The sequence below is a fragment of the Oryzobacter telluris genome, from assembly GCF_043099285.1.
Classification (GTDB): domain Bacteria; phylum Actinomycetota; class Actinomycetes; order Actinomycetales; family Dermatophilaceae; genus Oryzobacter; species Oryzobacter telluris.
In genome coordinates this window covers 2,900,658-2,922,624 of the sequence record NZ_CP170723.1, presented here as the reverse complement: position 1 = coordinate 2,922,624, position 21,967 = coordinate 2,900,658, and the positions used below count along the sequence as shown (strand labels likewise).

The window sequence follows — 21,967 nt, the reverse complement described above, 5'->3', positions numbered from 1 at the left end:
GCGATGACGACCCAGGCGACCGAGCCCACCATCTCGTTCGACGACGCCCTTGCCCTCTTCGACCCCGTCATGGGGCTCGAGGTGCACGTCGAGCTCAACACCGCGACGAAGATGTTCTGCGGCTGCCGCACCGAGTTCGGCGCCGAGCCCAACACCCAGGTCTGCCCGGTGTGCCTCGGCCTGCCCGGCGCGCTGCCGGTGGTCAACGAGAAGGCGGTCGAGTCGGCCATCCGGATCGGGTTGGCGCTCAACTGTTCCATCGCGCCGTGGTGCCGGTTCGCGCGGAAGAACTACTTCTACCCGGACATGCCCAAGAACTTCCAGACCTCGCAGTACGACGAGCCCATCGCGTTCAACGGGTTCCTCGACGTCGAGCTCGATGACGGCACCACCTACCGCGTCGAGATCGAGCGCGCGCACATGGAGGAGGACACCGGCAAGTCGCTGCACGTCGGCGGCTCCACCGGCCGCATCCACGGCGCCACGCACTCGCTCGTCGACTACAACCGCGCCGGCATCCCCCTCATCGAGATCGTCACCAAGCCGATGATGGGAGCGGGGGAGCGCGCGCCGGAGATCGCCAAGGCGTACGTCGCGACGCTGCGCGACCTGCTCAAGGCGCTCGAGGTCTCCGACGTGCGGATGGAGCAGGGCTCGATGCGCTGCGACGTCAACCTCTCGCTCATGCCCAAGGGCGCCTCGGTGCTCGGGACGCGGTCGGAGACGAAGAACGTCAACTCGCTGCGCTCGGTCGAGCGGGCGGTGCGCTACGAGGTCGGCCGCCACGGCGCGATCCTCACCGGCGGCGGGTCGGTCGTACAGGAGACCCGGCACTGGCACGAGGACACCGGCATCACCACGGCGGGGCGCGTGAAGTCCGACGCCGAGGACTACCGCTACTTCCCCGAGCCCGACCTCGTCCCGGTCGCCCCCTCCGAGGAAACCGTCGAGGCGCTGCGCGGGACGCTGCCCGAGCCGCCCGCGGCCCGTCGCAAGCGGCTGCAGACCTCGTGGGGCTTCGCCGACCTCGAGATGCGCGACGTCGTCAACGCCGGGCTCGTCGAGCTCGTCGAGGAGACGGTGGCCGCGGGGGCGTCACCCGGCGCGGCGCGCAAGTGGTGGTCCGGCGAGGTCGCCCGCCGCGCGAACGCCGAGGGCCAGGACGTGCCCACCTACGCGGCGAGGCTGGGCATCACGCCGGCCCACGTCGTCGAGCTCGAGGGCCTCGTGACCTCCGGCCGCCTCAACGACTCGATGGCGCGCCAGGCCTGGGAGGGCGTGCTCTCCGGTGAGGGGACGCCGACGGAGGTCGCCGACGCCCGCGGGCTGGCGCTGTCGCAGGACACCGGTGCCCTCGAGGCCGCGGTCGACGCCGTCATCGCGGCCAACCCCGACGTCGCCGACAAGATCCGCGACGGGAAGGTCGCGGCCGTCGGCGCCCTCATCGGGCAGGTCATGAAGGAGATGAAGGGCCAGGCCGACGCCGGCGCGGCCCGCGCGATCATCCTCGAGAAGCTCGGCCAGTCCTGACCCGACCCGTCCACCGCGACTGACTGCGCTGGACGAACGCCCGGACCCCCTCCGCGCGTTCGTCGAGCGCCATCGGTCGGAGGGTCAGCGGCGGCCGTTGCCGAGGATGCCGCCGAGCACGTCCTTGATGATGCTGCCCGCGTCGATCCCCGAGGAGCCGGCTCCGGGCGTCGAGCCACCCGAGGGGGCCGGGGAGGCTCCGCCCGACGTGGCGCCGCCGAGGACGTCGCGCAGGAGGTCCTCCAGCGACCCCGGGGCCGCGCCACCGCCTCCGCCGGGGAGCGAGGGCGTCCCGGTTCCCGACGGGGCCGGCGCGGAGGGCGTCGAGGGCGTGGTGGTCGATCCTGACCCGCCGCCGCGCAGGACCTTGTTCGCCAGCCAGGACAGGACCATCGGCGCGAGGATGGGGATGAGCTTGTTGACGATCGCCCCGCCGAACCCGGCGCCACCGACTCCCGGGATGCCCCCGAGACGGGCGGCGACCTCGTCCTGCTGGTCGCCGAAGACGTGCTGCGAGATGACCTGGCCGTCGGCCACGGAGACCTGCCCGAGGTCGGCGCCGCCGGAGAGCAGGTCGTCGTCGTGCTGGCCCAGTGCCTCGACGAGCGAGGTCGCGCCGGACGGGTGGGCGGCGTTCGCCTGCATCCCGCCGAGCAGCGCGGGCACGATCGCCGCGGCGGTGGTGCGGACCTCGTCGGGGGAGCACCCGGACCGGCGCGCCACCTCCTCGACGGGGAGGGCTGCGAGGATCTCGTCGACTGCGGACACGGCGGCACGTCCTTCCGGCACGGCGGACCTCTTCCGCCCCCGCTGCCGACCCTAGCCCCGACCCGCCGCCCGCGACACGGGTGCGGTCGGGGGTGCATCATCGGGGGTATGACCCGGGCAGCGCAGGACCGAACCCTCGTCCTCCTCCGGCACGCCAAGGCCGAGCAGGACCGCTGGGACGAGGACCACGAGCGCGAGCTCACCCCGAGGGGTCGCCGCGACGCCGCCGCCGCCGGCCACTGGCTGCGCGAGCACGGCATCGGCGTCGACGAGGTCCTGTGCTCGACGTCCGAGCGCACCCAGCAGACGGCGCAGGGCATCTGGGACGCCGGCTGCCCCGAGAGCGCCATCCACCTCGACCGCCGGATCTACAACGCCACCACCGACCGGCTGCTCGAGGTCGTCCGCGAGGCCGACGAGGACGCCGACGTCGTCATGGTCGTCGGCCACGCCCCCGGCATCCCGAGCCTCGCCGAGCTGCTGTGCGACGGCGAGGGCAGCACCGACGGCCACCAGGCGATGGCCGGCGGCTTCCCCACCTGCGCCCTCGCGGTCCTGCACTACTCCGGGCGCTGGGCCGACCTCGACGTCGGCGACGCCCGCCTCGAGCGCTTCCACGTCTGCCGCGACGACTCCGAGTGACTCGACCGGGCCATGGTGGCCCGGACCCGACGGCGCGAGGATGGTCGTCGGTCGCACCCTCCCGACCCGTGGTCCCACGGGCGCTGCGACGGGCGCGGGCGAGGAGCCGCCATGTTCGCCCTCCAGTTCGACGAGTACGGGGGGCCCGAGGTCCTCCACGTGGCGGAGGCCGAGGAGCCCCACGCGGGACCCGGTCAGGTCCGCATCGCCGTCGCCGCCGCGAGCGTGAACCCCTTCGACTGGAAGCTGCGGGCCGGCTACCTCGCCGAGATGGTGCCCCTCGAGCTCCCCTCGATCCCGGGCACGGACGCTGCCGGGGTCGTCGACGAGGTGGGGGAAGGCGTCGAGGGAATCGCTCTGGGGGACAGGGTATTCGGGCTCGGCGAGCGCACCAGCGCGCAGTACGCGGTGCTCGACCACGCCGTCGTCCGCCCCGACTCGATGTCGTGGGAGGAGGCCGCGGGCCTCGGTCTCGCCGTCGAGGCGGCCGCCCGCTCGCTGGCCCGGGTCGACCTCCCCGAGGGCGCGACCATCGTCATCGACGGTGCCGCCGGGGGGACCGGGACCGCCATGACCCAGCTCGCCGTCGGGCGCGGCCACACCGTCGTCGGCACGGCCAGCGAGGGCAACCACGCCTACCTGCGCTCGATGGGGGCGCTCCCCACGACCTACGGGCCGGGCCTGGTCGAGCGGGTGGCCGGGCTGGCCCCGCACGTCGACGGCGCCTTCGACCTCGCCGGCGACGCGGTGGACGACCTGATCGCCATCACGGGGGACCCGGCCAGGGTCGCGACGCTCGTCGACTTCTCGCGGTACGGCTCGCCCGTGCACGTCGTCGACACCTCGATGGGCCGCCAGTACCAGGCACTCGGCGAGGCCGTGGCGCTGCGGGAGCAGGGCCGGTTCACCATGCCCGTCCAGCAGGTGTTCCCGCTCGCCCAGGCCGGCGACGCCCACGCGCTGAGCGCCGGCGGCCACGTGCGCGGCAAGGTCGTCCTCACCGTCCCCTGAGGGCGTGGGTCGTCGATCGGCGTCGCGACCCGGGACCGACCTGCTTGACTCCTCGCGTGGGGGCCGACCGCGTGGAGATCACCGACCTGCTCTGGCGCACCGACGCCCGGGGCCGGCCGCTGCCGGTGCGCCGGTCGGAGGTCGTCGCGCGGCTCACGGCGTCGGGCCAGTCGGGTGCCGTCCGCGTGGCCGCCCGCCTGCCGCTGCTGCGCGGCGACGAGGGTGACGGCGACCTCCTCGACCCCGCCGAGGTCGACGCCCTCGGCGTGCGGGTCCACCGCGAGCTCTCCCGGCTGGGGGAGGAGCTGCAGATGGCGCGCCGCGTCGCCGCCGTCCTCGGCCCGGTCGTCGACGGGCTTCGCGGGGACGGGGGCGGCCCGGTGCGGGTCGTCGACCTCGGCTGCGGCATCGGCCACCTCGTGCGGTCGCTGGCGCACACGGGCGAGCTGGGCCCGGACGTCGAGCTGGTCGGGGTCGACCTCAACCCCGCCCTCGTCGCGGAGGCCGACCGGCTGCGTGGGGTCGAGGGCCTGCGGTGCCGCTTCGTCCACGGCGACGCGCTGGAACCCGGTGTGGCCGTGGACGATCCGTCGCGCACGGTCGTCATCTCGGTCGGGGTGCTGCACCACCTGACACCGGCCGAGCTCGAGGCCCTGTTCCGCGCGCAGGCCGACCTCGGCGTCGTCGCCTGGGCCCACTGGGACATCGTCCCGTGCGTGTGGTCGACGGTCGGCTCGTGGGTCTTCCACCGGGCCCGGATGCGCGAACCGGTCTCCCGCCACGACGGCGTGCTGTCGGCCCGCCGGGCCCACCCCGCCGAGACCCTCCTCGCCGCGGCCTCGGCCGGGGCCCCCGCCTACGACCACGACGTCGTCGAGGGGCCGCGCTGGCACCCGCGCGCCCTCGACGTCCTGCGCCCGCTCGTGGGGGTGCGGCGGTGAGCGTGGTCCTCGTCGCCGTGGCCCTGGCAGGGCTCGGGCTGCTCGACGGCGCCCTCGCCGGGTTCCGGTCCTCGCTCGGGCGCACCGGCCTCGTCGACCACCGCGTGCGCGACCGGCTCGCGGCCCGCCGTGGCCTCGGGCTGATGGCCGTCCTCCTCGCCCCGGTGGGCGTCGTCGCGGGCGTCCAGGCCCTCGGTCCGGGTGCGTGGCCGGCCCACGCCTACGTCCGCGCCGGGACGGGGATGCTCGTGGTGTTCCTGCCGTACGCGGCGCTGACGCTCCTCGCCCTCGCGGTGTACGTCGTCCTCGACTGGCGCTCGGGCTACCTCGCCTCGGCCATGGTCCTCGGGCCCTTCACCCTGGTCCGCCCGCTGGTGGCCGCGGTCGGCGTCGGCGTGGGGGTGGCGCGCGCGCACGATCCCGTGGTCGTCGTCGGGTGCCTGCTGGCCCTGGCCGCGGTGCTCGTCGTGGAGCCCCTGTCCGGCCGGCTCTGGTGGGCGGAGCGGCGGCCTCAGGCCGACAGGCCGGTCGCCTCGCGCACGGTGTCCCAGTAGCGGGACCGCTCGGCGCCGGTCGGTCGGGTGCGGCGCAGCACGCTCGTGGGGCGCCGGGCCCGGTCGTGCCAGAGGAGGCCTGACGGCGGCGCCGGCTCGGACGCGACCACCCAGGTCGTCGTGTCGGCCCCCGCCGTGTCGCTGCGCAGGACGGGGCGCAGCGCGGCGGCGAACCGGGGGAGGGAGGCGTCGAGGCCCGGCGTGGCGGCCCAGCCCGGGTGGGTGGCGTGAACCGAGACGCCGTGCGACGCCCACCGAGCGGCGAGGACCGGGAGCAGCTCGACCTGCCCGCGCTTGCTGCGCGCGTAGGCCACGGCGCCGGAGTACTCGCCGTGCCGGTACTCGGGGTCGGCGGGCAGGGCCTGGGTGTACATCCCCCCGGAGGTGACGAGGACGACCCGGCCGGCGTCGGCGGCCAGGGCGGGGAGCAGCACCTCGGACATGAGGACCGGTCCGAGGACGTGCAGCGCCAGGGTCAGCTCGTGGCCCTGGGCCGACTCGGTGCGCTGCTCCGGGAGGGCCCCGGCGTTGTGGACCAGGGCGCGCAGCGGTAGCCCGGTGTCGAGGAAGGCCGCGGCGAAGGACCGCACGGAGTCGAGGTCGGAGACGTCGCAGCGCCAGACCCGGGCCGTGCCGGGGCTCGTCGCCGCATCCACCTCGGCGGCCACGCGGTCGCCGCGCGAGGTGTCCCGCACGACGAGGTGGACCGACGCCCCGAGCGCGGCGAGGTCGAGGGCGGTGCGCCGGCCCAGCCCGGAGGACGCCCCGGTGACGGCGACGTGCCGGCCCGCGAGCGCGCCGGGGCGCGGGTCGTCCGGCCAGGTCGGCAGTCGCCGACGCACGGCGTGACCGAGGGACGTGAAGCCCGGGGCGACCGTGCGGTCGAGGAGGGTGTCGAGGGCGCGCGAGCCCGACGCGGCGAGCCCGCTCACATCAGGGCCCGCATGGCGGCCGTGGCGCCGCGCAGGTACCGCTCGACGAGCTCGCGCTCGTCGTCGGTGAGGGCCGAGTCGATCTCGGCGAGGCCGACGAACATCGGCGCCAGCCGGGTGAGGATCTCCAGGCGACCCGAGTCGGTGATGACGACCTCGGTGCGGCGACCGTCGTCCGGGTGCGGTCGGCGCTCGGCGTGCCCGCGGCCGACGAGACGGTCCACTACCCCCGAGGACGCCGCGGACGTGACCCCGAGCTCGCGGGCCAGCTCGACCGGTCCCATCGGCGCGTTCATCAGGTGGCGCAGGGAGTGCAGCTCGCTGACCGACAGCCCGGCCTTCCGGGCCACCTCGTGGGGGACCTGCCCCGCGACGTCGACGAGCTCCTGGAGCGCCTCGAGCGACGGAGAGCGGCGGTACCCGGGCACGACGGACTCCACGCCCGCGGGGCCGTCAGCCCGGCCGGTCGCCGAGGGGGCTGTCGAAGCCCGGGTTGCGCCCGGGGCCGCGTCATCCGTAATATCGCTCACCTACTTAGTAACTTGATGAATCATCTTCTGAATGACCACTGTAGCAAGGGAGACCATCGATGGGCAGGGTCGCTGACCTCATCACGCGGCGGTGGGTGGCGGGGATCCTCGCGCTCGCCGCCCTGCTCGGCGCGGGCGCCGTCATCGGCGTCATCGGCCAGGCCGCGCAGCCGGACACCTCGACGGCGCAGCTGCCGCTCGGCTCCGACAGCCGCGCCGCGGCCGAGCTGCGCGCCCAGCTGCCCGAGGAGGAGGGGTCCGCGGCGGTCGTCCTGTTCAGCCGGGAGGGTGAGCGCCTGTCGGCGGCCGACCTCGCGACGGTGGCCGAGCGCGCCAAGGCCGTCCCGGGCGCGGTGGGAGCGCCGCCCACGGTCAGCGACGACGGCACCGCCGCCACGGTCGTCGTCCCCGTCTCGGCGAACGACGCCACCGAGACCGCCGCGCTCGTCGCGGACATCCGGGAGGTCGTCAAGGCCGACCTCCCCGACGGACTCACCGCGCAGGTCACCGGCCCGGCCGCCGTGCAGGCCGACCTCGCCGCCGTGTTCGACGGCGCCAACGTCCGGCTCCTCGCCGCGACCGCCTCGGTGGTGGCGCTGCTCCTCGTCATCACCTACCGCAGCCCGCTGCTCTGGCTCGTCCCCCTGACGGTCGTCGGTGTCGCCGACCAGCTGGCCGCGGTGCTGGCCACCCACACGCTGGCGGCGGTCGACGTCGTCTGGGACGAGTCGACGGTCGGCATCCTCTCGGTCCTCGTCTTCGGTGCAGGCACCGACTACGCCCTGCTGCTCATCTCCCGCTACCGCGACGAGCTGCGCACCACCCCCGACCGCCGGGCCGCGATGGCCCACGCCGTGCGGCGCACCACCGAGGCCGTGGTCTCCAGCGCCTCGACCGTGGTCCTCGGCCTGCTCACCCTCCTGCTCTCGCTGTTCCCCGCCACCCGCGGGCTGGGGCTCGCCTGCGCCGTGGGCGTGGTCGTCGCCGCCGCCTTCGCCCTCCTCGTCCTGCCCGCCACGCTCGTCGTCTTCGGCCGGTGGATCTTCTGGCCCAAGGTCCCGCACGTCGGGCAGGCGAGCCTCGCCGACTCCCGCTCGCTGTGGCGCCGCGTCGGCGACACCGTCGCCCGTCGCCCGGCGGTCTTCGTCGTCGTCACCGTCCTCGGTCTGGCCGTCGCCGCCGCCGGAACCACGCAGATCAGGGCCGGCCTCGACGGGGCCGACCAGTTCCTCCAGAAGCCCGAGGCCATCGCGGCGGGGGAGCGCCTGGCCCAGTCCTTCCCGGCCGGCAGCGCAGACCCCACGCTCGTCGTCACCACGGCCGACCCGACCGCACTGGCGGCCACCCTCGGCTCAGTCGAGGGCGTCGGATCGGTGCGCCCGACCGTCAGCGGTGGCGGCGTGTCCGAGCTCGCCGTCGTCCTCGACGCCGCACCCGGATCCACCGACGCGGAGGACGCCGTGCGCGCCGTGCGGGCCGCGGTCGCCGACACCCCGGACACGCACGTCGGCGGGACCGAGGCGGAGGCGCTCGACGCCTCGGAGGCCTCGAACCGCGACCGGCTCGTCATCCTCCCGCTCATCCTCGGGCTCGTCCTCGTGGCGCTGGCCGGGCTGCTCCGCTCGGTCGTCGCGCCCGTCGTCCTCGTCGCCACGGTGGTGGGCACGTACCTGGCGGCCCTCGGCATCAGCTGGGTGCTGTTCACCCAGGTGCTCGGGTTCGAGCGCCTCGATGACGGGGTGCCCCTCCTCGCGTTCGTGTTCCTCGTGGCGCTCGGCGTCGACTACAACATCTTCCTCGTGACCCGGGCGTCCGAGGAGGCGCGCACGCACGGCACGCGGGCCGGGATGCTGCGCTCTCTCGCCGCCACCGGCGGTGTCATCACGAGCGCGGGCATCCTCCTCGCGGCCGTGTTCGCCGTGCTCGGGGTGCTGCCGCTCGTCGTGCTCGCGCAGCTCGGCGTCGTCATCTGCGTCGGCGTCCTGCTCGACACCCTGCTCGTGCGCACCGTCCTCGTGCCGGCCATCGGGCTCATCCTCGGCGACCGGTTCTGGTGGCCCCGCCGCTTCCCCGCACCGGCCCCCGAGGCGACGCGCGAGGAGGTCACCGCGGCCGTGTGAGCGACCGGGCATACTGGCGCCCATGGGGTCCGGGGGACGGGGCAGCCGCGTGCTGTCCGGAGCGCGCACGTGGGCCGCGGGGCGCAGCTACCGCGAGTACGGCGTGGGCCTGGTGCTCGTCGTCCTCCTCGGCAGCGGCGCCTTCGGCGGGCTCGACGACAGCCGTGACGAGCCGCCGGCGACCGCCCCCACCGGGAGGTCGCTGGCCGTCGAGCCGTTCCGCGTCACGGTCGAGCGGGTGCGCGCCGGCACCGACCTGGGTGTCGCGTCGGTGCCGAAGCCCGTCGGTCGCTACCTGCTCGTCAGCCTGAAGGTGTCGGTGCGCGACGACGTGGAGTCCTCCGTGCCGTGGCAGACGCTGCGCGACCTCGTCCGGCTGGAGGGGGCCGACGGCCTCGTCGGGCCGTACCACCGTGACGGCGACGAGGTGCCCGCGCGCCCCGCGGAGGTCGTCCCCACGCAGCTGCTGTCGGGCGACGACGCCGAGGGGATGGGCGACATCGCCCCCGGGCTGACCTACCCCGTGGTGGTCCTCTTCCAGCAGGTCTCGTCGGCCTCGGTGCCCGACGAGGTGACCGTGGTGCTCAACCGCCACCAGTGGCGCCAGAGCAACGTCGACGAGGACTTCGCCTGGTTCGACACCACGCCCGCCGTGCGCGTCACCGTGCCGGTCACCGAGTTCGCGCCGGCACCGGAGCCGTCGTCGTGACCGCCGACACCGCCGAGGCCCCCGGAGCGGGCTCGCGCACCCGACCGCCGCTGGGCCGCGGTCTCCTCACGCTCGTCCTCGTCGTGGCCGCCCTCGCCGCAGGCCGCGTGGTCGACTCCCTCACGGCCGACGAGCGCGTGGTGTTCGGCCGCCCGTTCCTGCGCCCGGTGTCCGTGGGCGAGACCGTCACGCTCCGGTACGCCGAGCTCACGCCCCGCTCGGTCGACGGAGCCCCCGTCCTCGACCGCGGTGCCGACGCGCCGATGCAGTCGCCCGGCCTGTGGGTCGTGACCCGCCTGTCGGTCACCCCCACCCTCGACGCCGAGCCCCTGCGCCACGCCACCCTGGTGGACGGTCGGGGCCGGGAGCTCACGCTCGGAGGACGCAACGAGCTGCTCTGTGCCGCACCGGTTCCGGGCGTCGAGTCCGAGTGCGTCGTGTCGTTCGAGGTGGCCATTGCGGCCGCCGCGGGGTCGCACCTGAGGGTGGCGCGCTCGGGCCGGGAGGTCCGGGGCGACGACATGGCCGACATCGACCTCGGCATCGGTGCCGACGAGGTCCGTCGATGGGCGGCACGGACCGACCGCGTCGACGGGTCCGCGCCACCGGAGATCGAGCCGACGACCGGCGCGCGGGCGGACGCCTCGTGACCACCTTCCTCCGCTCCCAGCGCCGCGCCCTGGTCGCCCTGCCGGTGCTCCTCGTGCTCGCGGTCGTCGCGAGCGGCCAGCGGGTCGTCGACCTCTGGTTTCCCTACGCGATGCTCGAGCAGGTCTCCCTCGACGACCGGGGGACGGCGCACTTCGAGACGACCGTCGAGCTGCAGAGCGGCCGTGTCCCGCTGCGCTTCTCGGTCCGTCACGTCGAGACCGTGCCGTCGACCACCGTGCTGCTGTCCGGTGACGAGCAGGTCCCGGTGCCGCCTGGCTTCGACGCCTGGCGGGTCCGCGTCCACGTGGCGGCAGACCCGACGTCCGTGCTCTCGGTCTGCCAGGTCCTGCTGCGCGACACCCGTGGACGCGAGTACGCCGCGGGCACGAGGGCGCTGGAGGGCGGCACCCTCGACCTCGCCTCGTGCCAGCCCCGTGACGTGCAGAACCCGAGTGGCTTCGACATGGACGCCGACAAGGAGTCCACCAGGCCGGCCGAGTACGACAGGGACGCCGTCTTCCTCGTCCCCGAGGGCGCCGTGCCGATGGAGGTCCGGGTCAGCCCGGACCTCCACCTCTACGCCGACTGGCCGCTGCCGGCCGGGGACTGACCGCTTCGGCCACGCCCGGTCACTGGGGGAGCGGGTCGAGCCGCCCGTCGAGGTCGCGGCGGGCCCGAGCAGCGCCGATCCGTCCGGCGAGGAGGCCAAGTCCCACCCCGACGAGCGCGGCGACGAGCGCCAGCCGCCAGTCGGCGAGGAGGCCCTCGTCCGACGCGGGAACCGGGCTGACCACCCGTGGCGAGGTCGCCACCGGACCGGCCGAGCCGGCGGAGGTCGCCGCACCGACGATCCCGAGGCCACCGAGCAGGTCGTCGAGCGCGGTCGCGTCCGTCCCGGTCAGGTGGTGCCAGCGCTCAGGGGCGTCCCACAGGGTCCCGGTCCCCGACTCGTCGGTCTGGGTCAGCACCCAGAGGTCGGAGCCCACGCGGTACACGGAGTCGAGTCGCCACGGGGTGACGTCGTGGATCAGCCAGGTGGCGCGCACCTCCGCGTTCGCCTCCGCGCTGGGCGTGCCCTCGGTCACCACCGGGCCGAGGCCCTGGTCGAACGCCCGCCAGACCTGGTCGTACCTCGGCTGGCTGACGTGGGCCGAGGCCGTGCGGCCGTCGGTGACGTTGACGAGGAGGACGGAGGTCGGGCCCCCGGCGGAGGCCGTCGGCGCGGCCCAGCCCAGGAGGGCCAGCGTCACGAGGACGGCGAGGACGGCGCGGTGTCGGTCGGGTCTCACGGGGCTACCTCCGGTCCGGGCGACCTCCCACGGGTCGCGACGACACGGGTACACCGCCGCGGCTCCCGGGGTTCCGCTCCGCACCGGCCGTCAGCGCACCGAGCGGGCGATCTCCAGCGCCTCGGCGAGGTCGGCCACTCCCTCGAGGCGGTAGGTGACGTCCGGTCCGCCTCCGCCGGAGGTCGTCCACACGAGGGTGGGCCCGGCCAACCGCGCTGCGGCGGAACGGGTCTCGCCGCTGCGGTCGACCCACTGGGTGAGGTGCGGGGCATCGAGCCAGACGGCGTCGCGGCCTCCGACGGTGACGGGCTGCAGCGAGGACCACACGCCCTTGAGGTAGCCCCAGTCGAGCGTGCCGTCGAACGCGTCGAGGTACCGCGCGGTCGGGCCGTCCCCCCAGGTCTGGGTGACGACGCGGCCGTCCTCGAGGAGGGCGACCCGGTCGGGCGTACCGAGCGCCGTGGCCGTCGCGACGCGGAAGTCGACCCGGCGGCGGGCGTCCTCGAGCGAGCCCAGGCCCTGACCGGCGGGCCGTGAGGTCGACGGAACGGGCGACGGCGTGGTGGTGCGGCCGAGCTCGACGCCGCCGATCCGCAGGAGCTCGACCACCGCGGCCCGCACCGGGGGGACGAGGGCCAGGGCGACGAGCGCCGCCACGGCGGCAGCGAGCAGGCGCCGCCGCGGCCGTGGCCGCAGGGGGACCGGTGCGGTGACCCGGGCGAGGACGACGTCCGCGAGGTCGGCGGGGGGCGCGTCGACCTCGAGGGCGCGGCCCAGCGCGAGGAGCTCGCGCTCGAGGACGTCGGACGGTTCAGTCATCGGCGAGCTCCTCCCGCAGGTGCCCCAGGGCCCGGGACAGGCGCGACTTGACGGTCCCCGCGGGCAGGTCGAGGGCCGTGGCGGTCTCGGCCTCGGTCAGCTCCATGAGGTAGCGGCAGACCACCACCTCGCGCGAGGGCTCGGGCAGGCGGCGGACGGCCGCGAGCAGACGGGAGCGGCGCTCCGCCGCCACGGCCGCCTCGGCCGGGTCGCCGGGCGGTTCGACGACGCGGGCCCCGTCGATGGCGTCGCGCTCCTCCCGGCCCGCGCGGCGGGACGATCCCCGGCGCAGGTTCCGGGTCTCGTTGACGACGATCCGCAGCAGCCACGGCCGGAACGGCTCGCCGGTGCGGAAGCGCGGCAGCGCCCGGTAGGCCTTGACGAACGCCTCCTGGACGACGTCGTCGGCGTCGGGCCCGGCGCCCGAGAGCACCGCGAGGCGACGAGCCATCGGCCCGTGCTCGCGGACCAGCAGGGCGTACGCCGACGCCTCACCCGCACGCACGCGGGCGAGGGCGTCTGCCTCGACGAGCCGGTCGATCGACGAACCCCTCTCGTGGGTCGGGGTGGATGTCGCCACCCAGCACTACACCGTGAGGCTGCCCGGGGTTCCCGGTTCGCGCACGTCGGCCGGTGCCACGTCCTCCGGGACGAGGTCCTCGGTCGCCCGCAGGCCGGCGACGACGCGCCCCAGCGCCGCGGCGAGCAGGCACACGACGACGACGTCGCGGGTGACCTGGCCGAGGATGCCGAGCACCGGGGACCAGGAGATGACGGCCTCGCCGTCGCGGGGGCCGAGGAGGGCGCGCACCCCCTCGTCGACGAGCGTGCCGGCCTGCCCGGCCACGAGGAAGGCGACGCAGAACAGGAGCATCGGCAGCAGGCCGGCGACGGCGAGGAGCCGCACCCCGCGGGCCAGGGCGCCGAAGCGGTCGGCCACGCTGCGGGTCGCCTCCACGGCACCGCGGTCGGCCCACCGCGGCACCCGCTGGCGCCAGCGCGGCGACCGGTCGCGGCCCTTCGGCGGCACGAGGTCGCGGCCGAAGACGACCGCGCCCACCGTGAGCCAGGCGATCGGCAGCACCACGGTCTGGTCGGCGTTCGCGACGACCTCCACCGCCTGGCGCCCGAGGTCGCGCACCGGCGCGGTCAGCGGGCCCAGCTGCGCGGTCACCGACTGCCACTGCTCGAGCGCCCAGGCGCTGAGCCGCCGGTGCTCGAGCCAGGTGCGGATCCCGTCCTTGTACGCCGAGACCTGGCTGGCGAGGAGGAAGAGCCACAGCACCTCGACGTACGCCGCGAGCATCCCCCACGAGAGGTGGCGGGCCGGCAGGGAGAAGCGGTCGAGGGCCGTCCGCAGCACGAACGCCACGGCCACGAGGCCGAAGAGCGTGGCGCCCACGACGAGGGCACCGCGACCGGTGTCGCGGTCGGGGTTCCAGAAGTCGGCGGTGATGAACTCGGTGGCCACCGCGGTGTTGACGAAGGCGCGGCGGTCCTGCTCGAGGCGGTCCTGCGCCACGTACAGGGTGAGGAAGGGGATCAGCGTGCTCGCCAGCAGCACGAGGCGGGCCTGGAGGCGCGACCCCGGCGCGTCCTCGACGAGGCCGGCGAGGGTCGGCTCGTGCCGGCCGGCGTGGCGGAGCATGAGGACGAGGGCCACCAGCGAGCTGATGGGGACCAGCGGCAGGAGGATCGCGGTGGCCAGGCCCTGGTGCCCGCTCAGCCAGACCGCGAACCAGAGGAACCCGTTGTGGCCGATGATGCCGAGCAGCGAGATCGACGCGAGCGTCGGCCACTGCCCGGCGAGCAGCCGTGCCGCGTCACGCAGCACGGCGAGCGCCGACACGACCATCGCCCCCAGGGTCCCCACCCGCAGGATCGTAGGGCCAGACCCGGTTCAGGACGTCGGCGACCGGCCGCCGGAACGGCCGGACGGGGGCGCGGGCCGAAACCTAGGATGGGCGCATGACGACGACCCCCGACATCAAGCCGCGCAGCCGCGACGTGACGGACGGCCTCGAGAAGGCCGCCGCGCGAGGGATGTTGCGTGCGGTAGGGCTCGGGGACGACGACTTCGCCAAGCCGCAGATCGGCGTCGCGAGCTCGTGGAACGAGATCACCCCGTGCAACCTCTCCCTCGACCGGCTGGCCAAGGCCGTCAAGGACGGCGTCCACGCCGGCGGCGGCTACCCGCTCGAGTTCGGGACCATCTCGGTCAGCGACGGCATCTCGATGGGCCACGAGGGCATGCACTTCTCCCTCGTCAGCCGCGAGATCATCGCCGACTCGGTCGAGACGGTGATGCAGGCCGAGCGGCTCGACGGCTCGGTCCTCCTCGCCGGGTGCGACAAGTCCCTGCCCGGCATGTTGATGGCGGCGGCCCGCCTCGACCTGTCGTCGGTCTTCCTCTACGCCGGCTCGATCCTGCCGGGCATCGCGAAGATGTCCGACGGCTCCGAGCGCACCGTGACGATCATCGACGCGTTCGAGGCAGTGGGCGCCTGCGCCCGCGGGCTGATGAGCCGCGAGGACGTCGACGCCATCGAGCGCGCCATCTGTCCCGGCGAAGGCGCCTGCGGCGGCATGTACACCGCCAACACGATGGCGTCGGTCGCCGAGGCGATGGGGATGTCGCTGCCCGGCTCGGCCGCCCCGCCCGCCACCGACCGCCGCCGCGACGGGTTCGCCCGCAAGTCGGGCGAGGCCGTCGTCGAGCTGCTGCGCCGCGGCATCACGGCCCGCGACATCATGACGAAGGAGGCGTTCGAGAACGCCATCGCCGTCGTCATGGCCTTCGGCGGCTCCACCAACGCCGTGCTGCACCTGCTGGCGATCGCGCACGAGGCCGACGTCGACCTCACCCTCGAGGACTTCCGCCGCGTCGGCGCGAAGGTGCCGCACCTCGCCGACGTCAAGCCGTTCGGGCAGTACGTCATGACCGACGTCGACCGCGTCGGCGGCGTCCCCGTCGTCATGCGCGCGCTGCTCGATGCCGGTCTCCTGCACGGGGACACGCTCACCGTCACCGGCAAGACGATGGCCGAGAACCTCGCCCACATCGCGCCCCCGGACGTCGACGGCAAGGTCGTGCGCGCGATGTCCGAGCCGATCCACCGCACCGGCGGCATCACCATCCTCACCGGGTCGCTCGCGCCCGAGGGCGCGGTCGTGAAGTCGGCCGGGTTCGACTCCGACGTGTTCGAGGGCACCGCCCGCGTGTTCGACGGCGAGCGGGCCGCGATGGACTCGGTCGAGGACGGCACCCTCACGGCCGGCGACGTCGTCGTCATCCGGTACGAGGGCCCCAAGGGCGGACCGGGGATGCGCGAGATGCTCGCCGTCACCGGCGCCATCAAGGGTGCGGGCCTGGGCAAGGACGTCCTGCTCCTCACCGACGGCCGCTTCTCCGGAGGCACCACCGGCCTGTGCGTCGGCCACGTCGCCCCCGAGGCCGTCGACGAGGGCCCCATCGCGTTCGTCCACGACGGCGACCGCATCCGGCTCGACGTCGCCAACGGCACCCTCGACCTCCTCGTCGACGACGCCGAGATGAACCGCCGCCGGGCCGAGGGCGTCACCCACCCCGAGCCGAAGTACACCCGCGGGGTGCTGGCCAAGTACCGCAAGCTCGTCCAGAGCGCGAGCACCGGCGCCGTGTGTGACTGATCCGGTGCCGGGGGGACCGGCTCTCGAGCTCCAGGGGCTCGTCAAGGAGTTCCGCGGACGTCGCGTCGTCCACGGGCTCTCGCTCGTCGTGCCGCGCGGGTCGCTCTACGGGCTGGTCGGCCCCAACGGCGCCGGCAAGACCACGACCCTGTCGATGGCGACCGGCCTGCTGCGTCCCGACGACGGCGTCGCCCGGGTGCTCGGCATCGACGTGTGGGCCGACCCGGCGGCGGCCAAGGCCGCGATGGGCGTGGCCCCCGACGGCATGCGCCTGTTCGAGCAGCTCTCGGGGCGCGAGCTGCTCCAGTACGTCGGCGCGCTGCGCCGGATGCCGCTCGAGGTCGTCGCCGAGCGCGCCGACGAGCTGCTCACCGTCCTCGACCTCGGCTTCGACGCCAACACCGTCGTCGCCGACTACTCGGCCGGCATGGTGAAGAAGATCAGCCTCGCCGCCGCCCTCATCCACGCCCCACGGCTGCTCGTCCTCGACGAGCCCTTCGAGGCGGTCGACCCCGTGTCCGGGCAGACGATCCGCACCATCCTGCGGCGCTACGTCGCCAACGGGGGCACCGTCGTGATGTCGAGCCACGTCATGGAGCTCGTCGAGGGGCTGTGCGACCGCGTCGCCGTCATCGCCGGAGGACGCGTCCTCGCCGAGGACACCGTGGCCGGGCTGCGCAACGGCGGGTCGCTGCACGAGCGCTTCCTCCAGCTCGTCGGGGCGCAGGACGCCGGCGGCGACGGCCTGGACTGGCTCGGCTGACGTCGTGGCGACGGAGGCGCTGACGGAGCCGGTCGTGCGGACGGGCCCCACCGGCACGCGCGGGGTCCTCTCCACCGTGGTGCGCCTGCGCCTGTCGATGTGGCGGACCTCGATGCGCCGCAGCACGATCCACCTCGTCTCCTCGATCCTCGGGGTGCTGGGCGCCCTCGGCCTGCTGGTCCTGCTGGGCCCGGCGCTGGTCCTGCTCTCGCGCCAGCCACTGCGGATCGTCGCCCTCACCGTGCCCCTCTTCACGGCCGTGACCCTGTCGTGGGGGGTGCTCTCGCTCGTCGCGGCCGGCGCCGACGCGACCCTCGACCCCGCGCGGTTCTCGGTGCTGCCGCTGCGCGCCGGCGAGCTCGCCCCCGGCCTGTTCGCGGCGGGTCTCACCGGTGTCCCGGCGGTCCTCCTCGTCGGTCTCTCCCTCGCGCAGGTCGGGTCGTGGTCGGGTCACGCGGTCACGGCGCTGGCCGCCTTGGCGGCGGCGGTGCTCGGGGTCGCGACGGCCGTGCTCATCTCGCGGGCGGTCACGAGCACCCTGGCCCGGGTGATGACGTCCCGCACCGGTCGCGTCACCGGCGCCGTCGTCGTCGCGCTCGTCACGACGCTGCCGATGGGCCTGAACCTGGCGCTCGCCACCGACAGCCTCTTCCTCGACATCCTCGCGTTCGACGCCCGGGGTTCGGCGTGGGTGGCGTCGTGGACGCCGGTCGGCTGGGCCTGGGGCCTGCCGTTCGACGTCGCCGAGGGCCGGTGGGGCAACGCCGTCGTGCACCTCGCCCTCGCCGTGGCCTTCGTCGTCCTCCTCTACCGGGTGTGGGTGTACCAGCTCTCGCGGGCGCTGACCTCGCCGCTGTCGAGCTCGGGCGGGCAGCGGATCGGCCGCGGTCGCTTCCTCCCGGCGCTGCTCGGGACGTCGCCGACCGCCACGATCGCGGCCCGCCGGACGCGGGCCTGGTACCGCGACAGCCGCCTGGTCTCGATCGCCCTGCGGACCGCCGTGCTCCCCGTGTTCTTCGTGCTCCAGGCGATGGTCACCGGCAGCAACCTGCTCGCCGGCACCGGCGTCGTCATGCTCGGGGTGCTCGCCGGCCTCAGCCTGATGAACGACCTGGCCTTCGACGGGCCCGCGTGGTGGCTGCACCTGGCCGTGGGGGTCAAGGGCTGGGAGGACCGGCTGGGCCGGGCGCTGGCCTCGATCGTCGTCTACGGGCCGGCGCTGCTCCTCACGTGGGGCGTCGGGGTGCTCATCGGCGCGGTGACGCTGCCGGTGCCGTGGCTCTCCATCTGCATCACCGCGTTCCTCGCGAGCCTGGGGCTGGCGGTGCTCGTGGGCGCCTTCTTCCCCGGGACCGCGCCGCGCACCGGCGGCAACCCGTTCGCCGCCTCGTCGGGTGGGGCGGCCCAGGGCTGCCTCACGGCCATCCTGTCCTTCGTCGGGCCGGCGATCCTCGTGCTGCCGGTCGTCGTCGCCGCCTTCCTCACCCGGGGGTCGGCGGTGGGGCAGTGGGTCACCCTCGCGGTGAGCTGCGTCTACGCGGTGGGCCTGCTGGCCTTCGGCGTGGTGGTGGGCGGCCGGCGGCTCGACCGCCGTGGACCCGAGCTGCTCGGCCAGCTCGGCCAGTCCCAGATCTGACACCGCCGAACCTCTCGCCTGACCCCACCTGAGGGCGGCCCGCGATCGCCAGGGGTGGCCAAGGGCTCCTCGGGAGCGCTCGACGGGGCCACGAGCCACCCTTCGCGCCCTCCACCGGGTCGGTTGAGCACGGCGACAGGCAGAGCGTGTCCGTTCGGTCGTGAGCCGAGCGTCGCCCGCCCCCCAGGTGCCGACCATGTCCTGTCGGTGGTCCCACCCCTTCGGCCAGTGCCCATGGGTCGGGTGAGCGCTAGACGCGTGAGAGCACCATCGTCCAGAAGTCTGGAAGCCCGGCGGCCACTCGCTCGTGCGCAAGGTCCGTCATGCTCAGTCGAGTGATCCACTGGCTCGTGCGATGGAAGCAGTACGGGTCCCCCGTCCCGTCGTCACCGAAGGGAATCCACTCGACGAGGTAGCCGTCGACGGGACGGAGCCACGCGTCAGCCTCCATCAGGTTGCTCAACGGCCAGACGACCCACCAGTGCCCGTGGACGCTGTACTGGCCGTTGGCGGCCCGATAGAGCCGAACCAGCTCATCAGGGAGCAGGGTTCCCAGGGCGATCTCGGCTCGTGCGAGCTGGTCGGTGGTCGCTGGTGGATTCATCCGCAGACGTTCCGCGTTGGGGCTGGGGTCGCTCACGACCGGCAGTCTCCCGGAGGTGCGACTGACGTGCACGTGGACGCCGAGGTGGTCGGGGACTCGGTCGGAAGCGTGGTCGGGGACTGGGTCGGCCAGCGGTCCCGGATCGTGGGACCGCCCGTCTCGCCGGTTGACACGTCATGGGGGCGGAGGGAGAGTGGTCCCGTGGCCCGAGTCCTCGTACTTCGACAGCGCGTCTGACCTCTCTCCAGACGCGCTCCCTCCGTCGTCCCGTCACGGGACTGGAGGGTTTTTTTGTGCACGGACGACGGCCGCACCGAGCGGCGACGACGAGAAACGGTGACCCCCGATGACTGACACGAAGCCGGCGATCCCGGTGGCCCCGACCAGCGCCGCGCCCCCCAGCGCGCCGAGCGGTCACCCCGCCCCGAGCCCCGCGCAGGTCGCGCAGCAGGCCCGCGCCCGTACCCCGATCGAGGTGACCGGCGCGCAGAGCCTCGTCCTCTCCCTCGAGGCGATGGACGTCGACACCGTCTTCGGCATCCCGGGCGGCGCGATCCTCCCGGCGTACGACCCGCTGCTCGACTCGGTCAAGGTGCGGCACATCCTCGTCCGCCACGAGCAGGGCGCGGGCCACGCCGCCGAGGGCTACGCCGCCGCCACCGGCAAGGTCGGCGTCTGCATGGCGACCTCCGGCCCCGGCGCGACCAACCTCGTCACCCCGCTCGCCGACGCGCACATGGACTCCGTGCCGATCGTCGCGATCACCGGCCAGGTCAGCTCGGCCTCGATCGGGACCGACGCCTTCCAGGAGGCCGACATCCGCGGCATCACGATGCCGATCACCAAGCACAACTACCTCGTCACCGACGCCAGCCAGATCCCGCGCGTCATCGCCGAGGCCTTCCACATCGCCTCCACCGGCCGGCCCGGACCGGTCCTCGTCGACATCAGCAAGGACGCGCTCCAGGCCCGCACCACGTTCTCGTGGCCGCCGCGGATCGAGCTGCCCGGCTACCGGCCCGTGACCCGCCCGCACAGCAAGCAGATCCGCGAGGCCGCGCGCCTCATCGCCGAGGCCGAGCGCCCCGTCCTCTACGTCGGCGGCGGCGTCATCCGGGCCAAGGCCAGCGAGGAGCTGCGCCGCCTCGTCGAGCTGTCGCAGATCCCCGTCGTCACCACCCTGATGGCGCGTGGTGCCCTCCCCGACAGCCACCCGCTGCACCTCGGGATGCCCGGGATGCACGGCTCGGTGTCGGCCGTCACCGGCCTGCAGAAGGCCGACCTCCTCATCGCGCTGGGTGCGCGCTTCGACGACCGGGTCACCGGCCAGCTGAAGACGTTCGCCCCCGACGCGAAGGTCATCCACGCCGACATCGACCCGGCCGAGATCAGCAAGAACCGGCGTGCCGACGTCCCGATCGTCGGCGACTGCAAGGCGGTCATCACCGACCTCATCGAGGCGCTCGACGCCGACATCGACGCCGGCAAGGGCGGCGACTACACCGAGTGGCGCGAGCGCGTCGCGGGGTGGAAGGAGTCGTTCCCGGTCGGCTACACCGTGCCCGAAGGTGGAACTCTCGCACCGCAGTACGTGATCGAGCGTCTCTCGGCGATCGTCGGCCCGGAGGCGATCTACGTCGCGGGCGTCGGCCAGCACCAGATGTGGGCGGCCCAGTTCGTCGAGTACGAGCGCCCCAACGCGTGGCTGAACTCCGGTGGCCTCGGGACCATGGGCTACGCGGTCCCCGCCGCGATGGGCGCGCAGGTCGCCGAGCCCGACCGCACCGTCTGGGCGATCGACGGCGACGGCTGCTTCCAGATGACCAACCAGGAGCTCGCCACCTGCGTCATCAACAACATCCCGATCAAGGTCGCGATCATCAACAACAGCTCGCTCGGCATGGTCCGCCAGTGGCAGACGCTGTTCTACAACGAGCGCTACTCCAACACCGACCTGCACACCTCGGTCGGCTCCCGCGTCCCCGACTTCGTCAAGCTCGCCGACGCCTACGGGTGCGCCGGGTTCCGGTGCGAGCGACCGGAGGACGTCGACGAGACGATTCGCCAGGCCATGGCCGTGAACGACCGACCGGTCGTCGTCGACTTCGTCGTCCACCGCGACGCCATGGTGTGGCCGATGGTCCCCGCCGGCGTGAGCAACGACCTCATCCAGGTCGCCCGCGACACCGCGCCCCAGTGGGACCGCGAGGAGTCAGAGGCCATCGAGCAGCCCACCGACGCCGACCACGACGGCCACTGACGGCCCGACGAAGGAGCACTGCAATGAGCAAGCACACCCTGTCGGTCCTCGTCGAGAACAAGCCCGGCGTCCTGGCCCGCATCGCCGCCCTGTTCTCCCGCCGCGGCTTCAACATCGAGTCCCTCGCGGTGGGGGAGACCGAGTACCCCGACATCTCGCGCATGACGGTCGTCGTCGACGTCGAGGACCTCCCGCTCGAGCAGGTGACCAAGCAGCTGAACAAGCTCGTCGAGGTCCTCAAGGTCGTCGAGCTCGAGGCGAACTCGGCGGTCCACCGCCAGGTCATGCTCATCAAGGTCCGCGCCGACGCCGCCACCCGCAGCCAGGTGCTGGAGATGGTGCAGATGTTCCGCGCCAAGATCGTCGACGTCGCCACCGACTCGCTGACCATCGAGGCCACCGGCACCGCCGAGAAGCTCGCGGCGCTGCTCGAGGTCCTCGACCCGTACGGCGTCAAGGAGCTCGTGCAGTCGGGCGTCGTCGCGATCGGGCGCGGGCAGCGCTCCATCACCGACCGCTCGCTGCGGACCGCCTGAGCC

At 74.1% G+C, this 21,967-nt stretch carries 22 protein-coding genes; 14 read left to right on the top strand and 8 right to left on the bottom strand.

What is annotated here, in order from left to right:
- The first annotated feature begins 3 nt into the window (after positions 1-3).
- Positions 4-1,530, top strand: a complete 1,527-nt coding sequence (gene gatB, locus ACFLFB_RS13495) for an Asp-tRNA(Asn)/Glu-tRNA(Gln) amidotransferase subunit GatB (protein WP_392542696.1) — start codon at positions 4-6, stop codon at positions 1,528-1,530.
- Between the two features lie 84 nt (positions 1,531-1,614).
- Here the strand turns inward: gatB and ACFLFB_RS13490 are convergent, their stop codons facing one another.
- Positions 1,615-2,298 carry a DUF937 domain-containing protein gene (locus ACFLFB_RS13490; protein WP_392542695.1) on the bottom strand — a complete coding sequence of 228 codons (684 nt, stop codon included), beginning with the start codon at positions 2,296-2,298 and terminating at the stop codon, positions 1,615-1,617.
- Positions 2,299-2,406: 108 nt separating this feature from the next.
- Here ACFLFB_RS13490 and ACFLFB_RS13485 point away from each other — a divergent pair, with 108 nt between their 5' ends.
- From ACFLFB_RS13485 to ACFLFB_RS13470, 4 genes are all read left to right on the top strand, one after another.
- A complete protein-coding gene (locus ACFLFB_RS13485) occupies positions 2,407-2,940 on the top strand; it encodes a SixA phosphatase family protein (RefSeq protein ID WP_392542694.1) in 534 nt (177 codons plus the stop codon).
- Positions 2,941-3,051: 111 nt separating this feature from the next.
- Positions 3,052-3,951: an NADP-dependent oxidoreductase gene (locus tag ACFLFB_RS13480; RefSeq protein ID WP_392542693.1), complete on the top strand. Its 900-nt coding sequence runs from the start codon at positions 3,052-3,054 to the stop codon at positions 3,949-3,951.
- 56 nt (positions 3,952-4,007) lie between these two features.
- Positions 4,008-4,892, top strand: a complete 885-nt coding sequence (locus ACFLFB_RS13475) for a class I SAM-dependent methyltransferase (RefSeq protein ID WP_392542692.1) — start codon at positions 4,008-4,010, stop codon at positions 4,890-4,892.
- Positions 4,889-5,446 carry a hypothetical protein gene (locus ACFLFB_RS13470; RefSeq protein WP_392542691.1) on the top strand — a complete coding sequence of 186 codons (558 nt, stop codon included), beginning with the start codon at positions 4,889-4,891 and terminating at the stop codon, positions 5,444-5,446. The genes ACFLFB_RS13475 and ACFLFB_RS13470 overlap by 4 nt, the downstream gene beginning before the upstream one ends.
- Here ACFLFB_RS13470 and ACFLFB_RS13465 read toward each other — a convergent pair.
- Together ACFLFB_RS13465 and ACFLFB_RS13460 are read right to left on the bottom strand one after the other, a co-directional pair.
- Positions 5,404-6,378: an SDR family NAD(P)-dependent oxidoreductase gene (locus tag ACFLFB_RS13465; protein ID WP_392542690.1), complete on the bottom strand. Its 975-nt coding sequence runs from the start codon at positions 6,376-6,378 to the stop codon at positions 5,404-5,406. The two genes, ACFLFB_RS13470 and ACFLFB_RS13465, sit on opposite strands and share 43 nt — an antisense overlap.
- Positions 6,375-6,806, bottom strand: coding sequence for a MarR family winged helix-turn-helix transcriptional regulator (locus ACFLFB_RS13460; RefSeq protein ID WP_392542689.1), 432 nt, complete (start codon positions 6,804-6,806; stop codon positions 6,375-6,377). The genes ACFLFB_RS13465 and ACFLFB_RS13460 overlap by 4 nt, the downstream gene beginning before the upstream one ends.
- A gap of 161 nt (positions 6,807-6,967) precedes the next feature.
- Here ACFLFB_RS13460 and ACFLFB_RS13455 point away from each other — a divergent pair, with 161 nt between their 5' ends.
- From ACFLFB_RS13455 to ACFLFB_RS13440, 4 genes are read left to right on the top strand one after another with little or no spacing between them, the layout of a single operon-like run.
- A complete protein-coding gene (locus ACFLFB_RS13455) occupies positions 6,968-9,028 on the top strand; it encodes an MMPL family transporter (RefSeq protein WP_392542688.1) in 2,061 nt (686 codons plus the stop codon).
- Between the two features lie 22 nt (positions 9,029-9,050).
- Complete coding sequence (locus ACFLFB_RS13450) at positions 9,051-9,737, top strand: hypothetical protein (protein ID WP_392542687.1); 687 nt, start codon at positions 9,051-9,053, stop codon at positions 9,735-9,737.
- On the top strand, positions 9,734-10,387 hold the full coding sequence (locus tag ACFLFB_RS13445; protein WP_392542686.1) for a hypothetical protein: 654 nt from the start codon (positions 9,734-9,736) through the stop codon (positions 10,385-10,387). Before ACFLFB_RS13450 ends, ACFLFB_RS13445 begins: the two co-directional genes overlap by 4 nt.
- The gene (locus ACFLFB_RS13440; protein WP_392542685.1) at positions 10,384-10,998 is read left to right on the top strand and encodes a hypothetical protein; all 615 of its coding nucleotides are present in this window, start codon (positions 10,384-10,386) and stop codon (positions 10,996-10,998) included. Before ACFLFB_RS13445 ends, ACFLFB_RS13440 begins: the two co-directional genes overlap by 4 nt.
- A gap of 19 nt (positions 10,999-11,017) precedes the next feature.
- Here ACFLFB_RS13440 and ACFLFB_RS13435 read toward each other — a convergent pair whose 3' ends face one another.
- From ACFLFB_RS13435 to ACFLFB_RS13420, 4 genes are all read right to left on the bottom strand, one after another.
- Positions 11,018-11,677: a hypothetical protein gene (locus ACFLFB_RS13435; protein ID WP_392542684.1), complete on the bottom strand. Its 660-nt coding sequence runs from the start codon at positions 11,675-11,677 to the stop codon at positions 11,018-11,020.
- Between the two features lie 90 nt (positions 11,678-11,767).
- The gene (locus ACFLFB_RS13430) at positions 11,768-12,496 is read right to left on the bottom strand and encodes a hypothetical protein (RefSeq protein WP_392542683.1); all 729 of its coding nucleotides are present in this window, start codon (positions 12,494-12,496) and stop codon (positions 11,768-11,770) included.
- Positions 12,489-13,076 (bottom strand): RNA polymerase sigma factor, encoded by a 588-nt coding sequence (locus ACFLFB_RS13425; protein ID WP_392542682.1) that lies wholly within the window; start codon positions 13,074-13,076, stop codon positions 12,489-12,491. Before ACFLFB_RS13425 ends, ACFLFB_RS13430 begins: the two co-directional genes overlap by 8 nt.
- A gap of 6 nt (positions 13,077-13,082) precedes the next feature.
- Complete coding sequence (locus tag ACFLFB_RS13420; protein WP_392542681.1) at positions 13,083-14,369, bottom strand: hypothetical protein; 1,287 nt, start codon at positions 14,367-14,369, stop codon at positions 13,083-13,085.
- Between the two features lie 95 nt (positions 14,370-14,464).
- Here ACFLFB_RS13420 and ilvD point away from each other — a divergent pair, with 95 nt between their 5' ends.
- The 3 genes from ilvD to ACFLFB_RS13405 are packed head-to-tail and all read left to right on the top strand — an operon-like array spanning position 14,465 to position 18,564.
- Positions 14,465-16,165, top strand: a complete 1,701-nt coding sequence (gene ilvD, locus ACFLFB_RS13415; protein ID WP_392542680.1) for a dihydroxy-acid dehydratase — start codon at positions 14,465-14,467, stop codon at positions 16,163-16,165.
- Between the two features lie 4 nt (positions 16,166-16,169).
- Positions 16,170-16,928: an ABC transporter ATP-binding protein gene (locus ACFLFB_RS13410; protein WP_392542679.1), complete on the top strand. Its 759-nt coding sequence runs from the start codon at positions 16,170-16,172 to the stop codon at positions 16,926-16,928.
- A gap of 4 nt (positions 16,929-16,932) precedes the next feature.
- A complete protein-coding gene (locus tag ACFLFB_RS13405; protein WP_392542678.1) occupies positions 16,933-18,564 on the top strand; it encodes a hypothetical protein in 1,632 nt (543 codons plus the stop codon).
- Between the two features lie 250 nt (positions 18,565-18,814).
- Here ACFLFB_RS13405 and ACFLFB_RS13400 read toward each other — a convergent pair whose 3' ends face one another.
- The gene (locus ACFLFB_RS13400; protein ID WP_392542677.1) at positions 18,815-19,204 is read right to left on the bottom strand and encodes an SMI1/KNR4 family protein; all 390 of its coding nucleotides are present in this window, start codon (positions 19,202-19,204) and stop codon (positions 18,815-18,817) included.
- 310 nt (positions 19,205-19,514) lie between these two features.
- On the opposite strand from ACFLFB_RS13400, the gene ACFLFB_RS13395 reads away from it, so the two are divergent.
- Both ACFLFB_RS13395 and ilvN read left to right on the top strand, forming a co-directional pair.
- Complete coding sequence (locus ACFLFB_RS13395) at positions 19,515-21,428, top strand: acetolactate synthase large subunit (protein ID WP_392542676.1); 1,914 nt, start codon at positions 19,515-19,517, stop codon at positions 21,426-21,428.
- A 23-nt stretch (positions 21,429-21,451) separates the two neighbouring features.
- Positions 21,452-21,964, top strand: coding sequence for an acetolactate synthase small subunit (ilvN, locus tag ACFLFB_RS13390; RefSeq protein WP_392542675.1), 513 nt, complete (start codon positions 21,452-21,454; stop codon positions 21,962-21,964).
- Positions 21,965-21,967 lie beyond the last annotated feature (3 nt).

Bases quoted from the DNA above. Each gene is read 5' to 3' on its own strand.
- gatB (WP_392542696.1), top strand. From the start codon at position 4: ATGACGACCCAGGCGACCGAGCCCACCATCTCGTTCGACGACGCCCTT.
- ACFLFB_RS13485 (WP_392542694.1), top strand. From the start codon at position 2,407: ATGACCCGGGCAGCGCAGGACCGAACCCTCGTCCTCCTCCGGCACGCC.
- ACFLFB_RS13480 (WP_392542693.1), top strand. From the start codon at position 3,052: ATGTTCGCCCTCCAGTTCGACGAGTACGGGGGGCCCGAGGTCCTCCAC.
- ACFLFB_RS13455 (WP_392542688.1), top strand. From the start codon at position 6,968: ATGGGCAGGGTCGCTGACCTCATCACGCGGCGGTGGGTGGCGGGGATC.
- ACFLFB_RS13450 (WP_392542687.1), top strand. From the start codon at position 9,051: ATGGGGTCCGGGGGACGGGGCAGCCGCGTGCTGTCCGGAGCGCGCACG.
- ACFLFB_RS13430 (WP_392542683.1), bottom strand. From the start codon at position 12,496: ATGACTGAACCGTCCGACGTCCTCGAGCGCGAGCTCCTCGCGCTGGGC.
- ilvD (WP_392542680.1), top strand. From the start codon at position 14,465: ATGACGACGACCCCCGACATCAAGCCGCGCAGCCGCGACGTGACGGAC.
- ACFLFB_RS13395 (WP_392542676.1), top strand. From the start codon at position 19,515: ATGACTGACACGAAGCCGGCGATCCCGGTGGCCCCGACCAGCGCCGCG.
- ilvN (WP_392542675.1), top strand. From the start codon at position 21,452: ATGAGCAAGCACACCCTGTCGGTCCTCGTCGAGAACAAGCCCGGCGTC.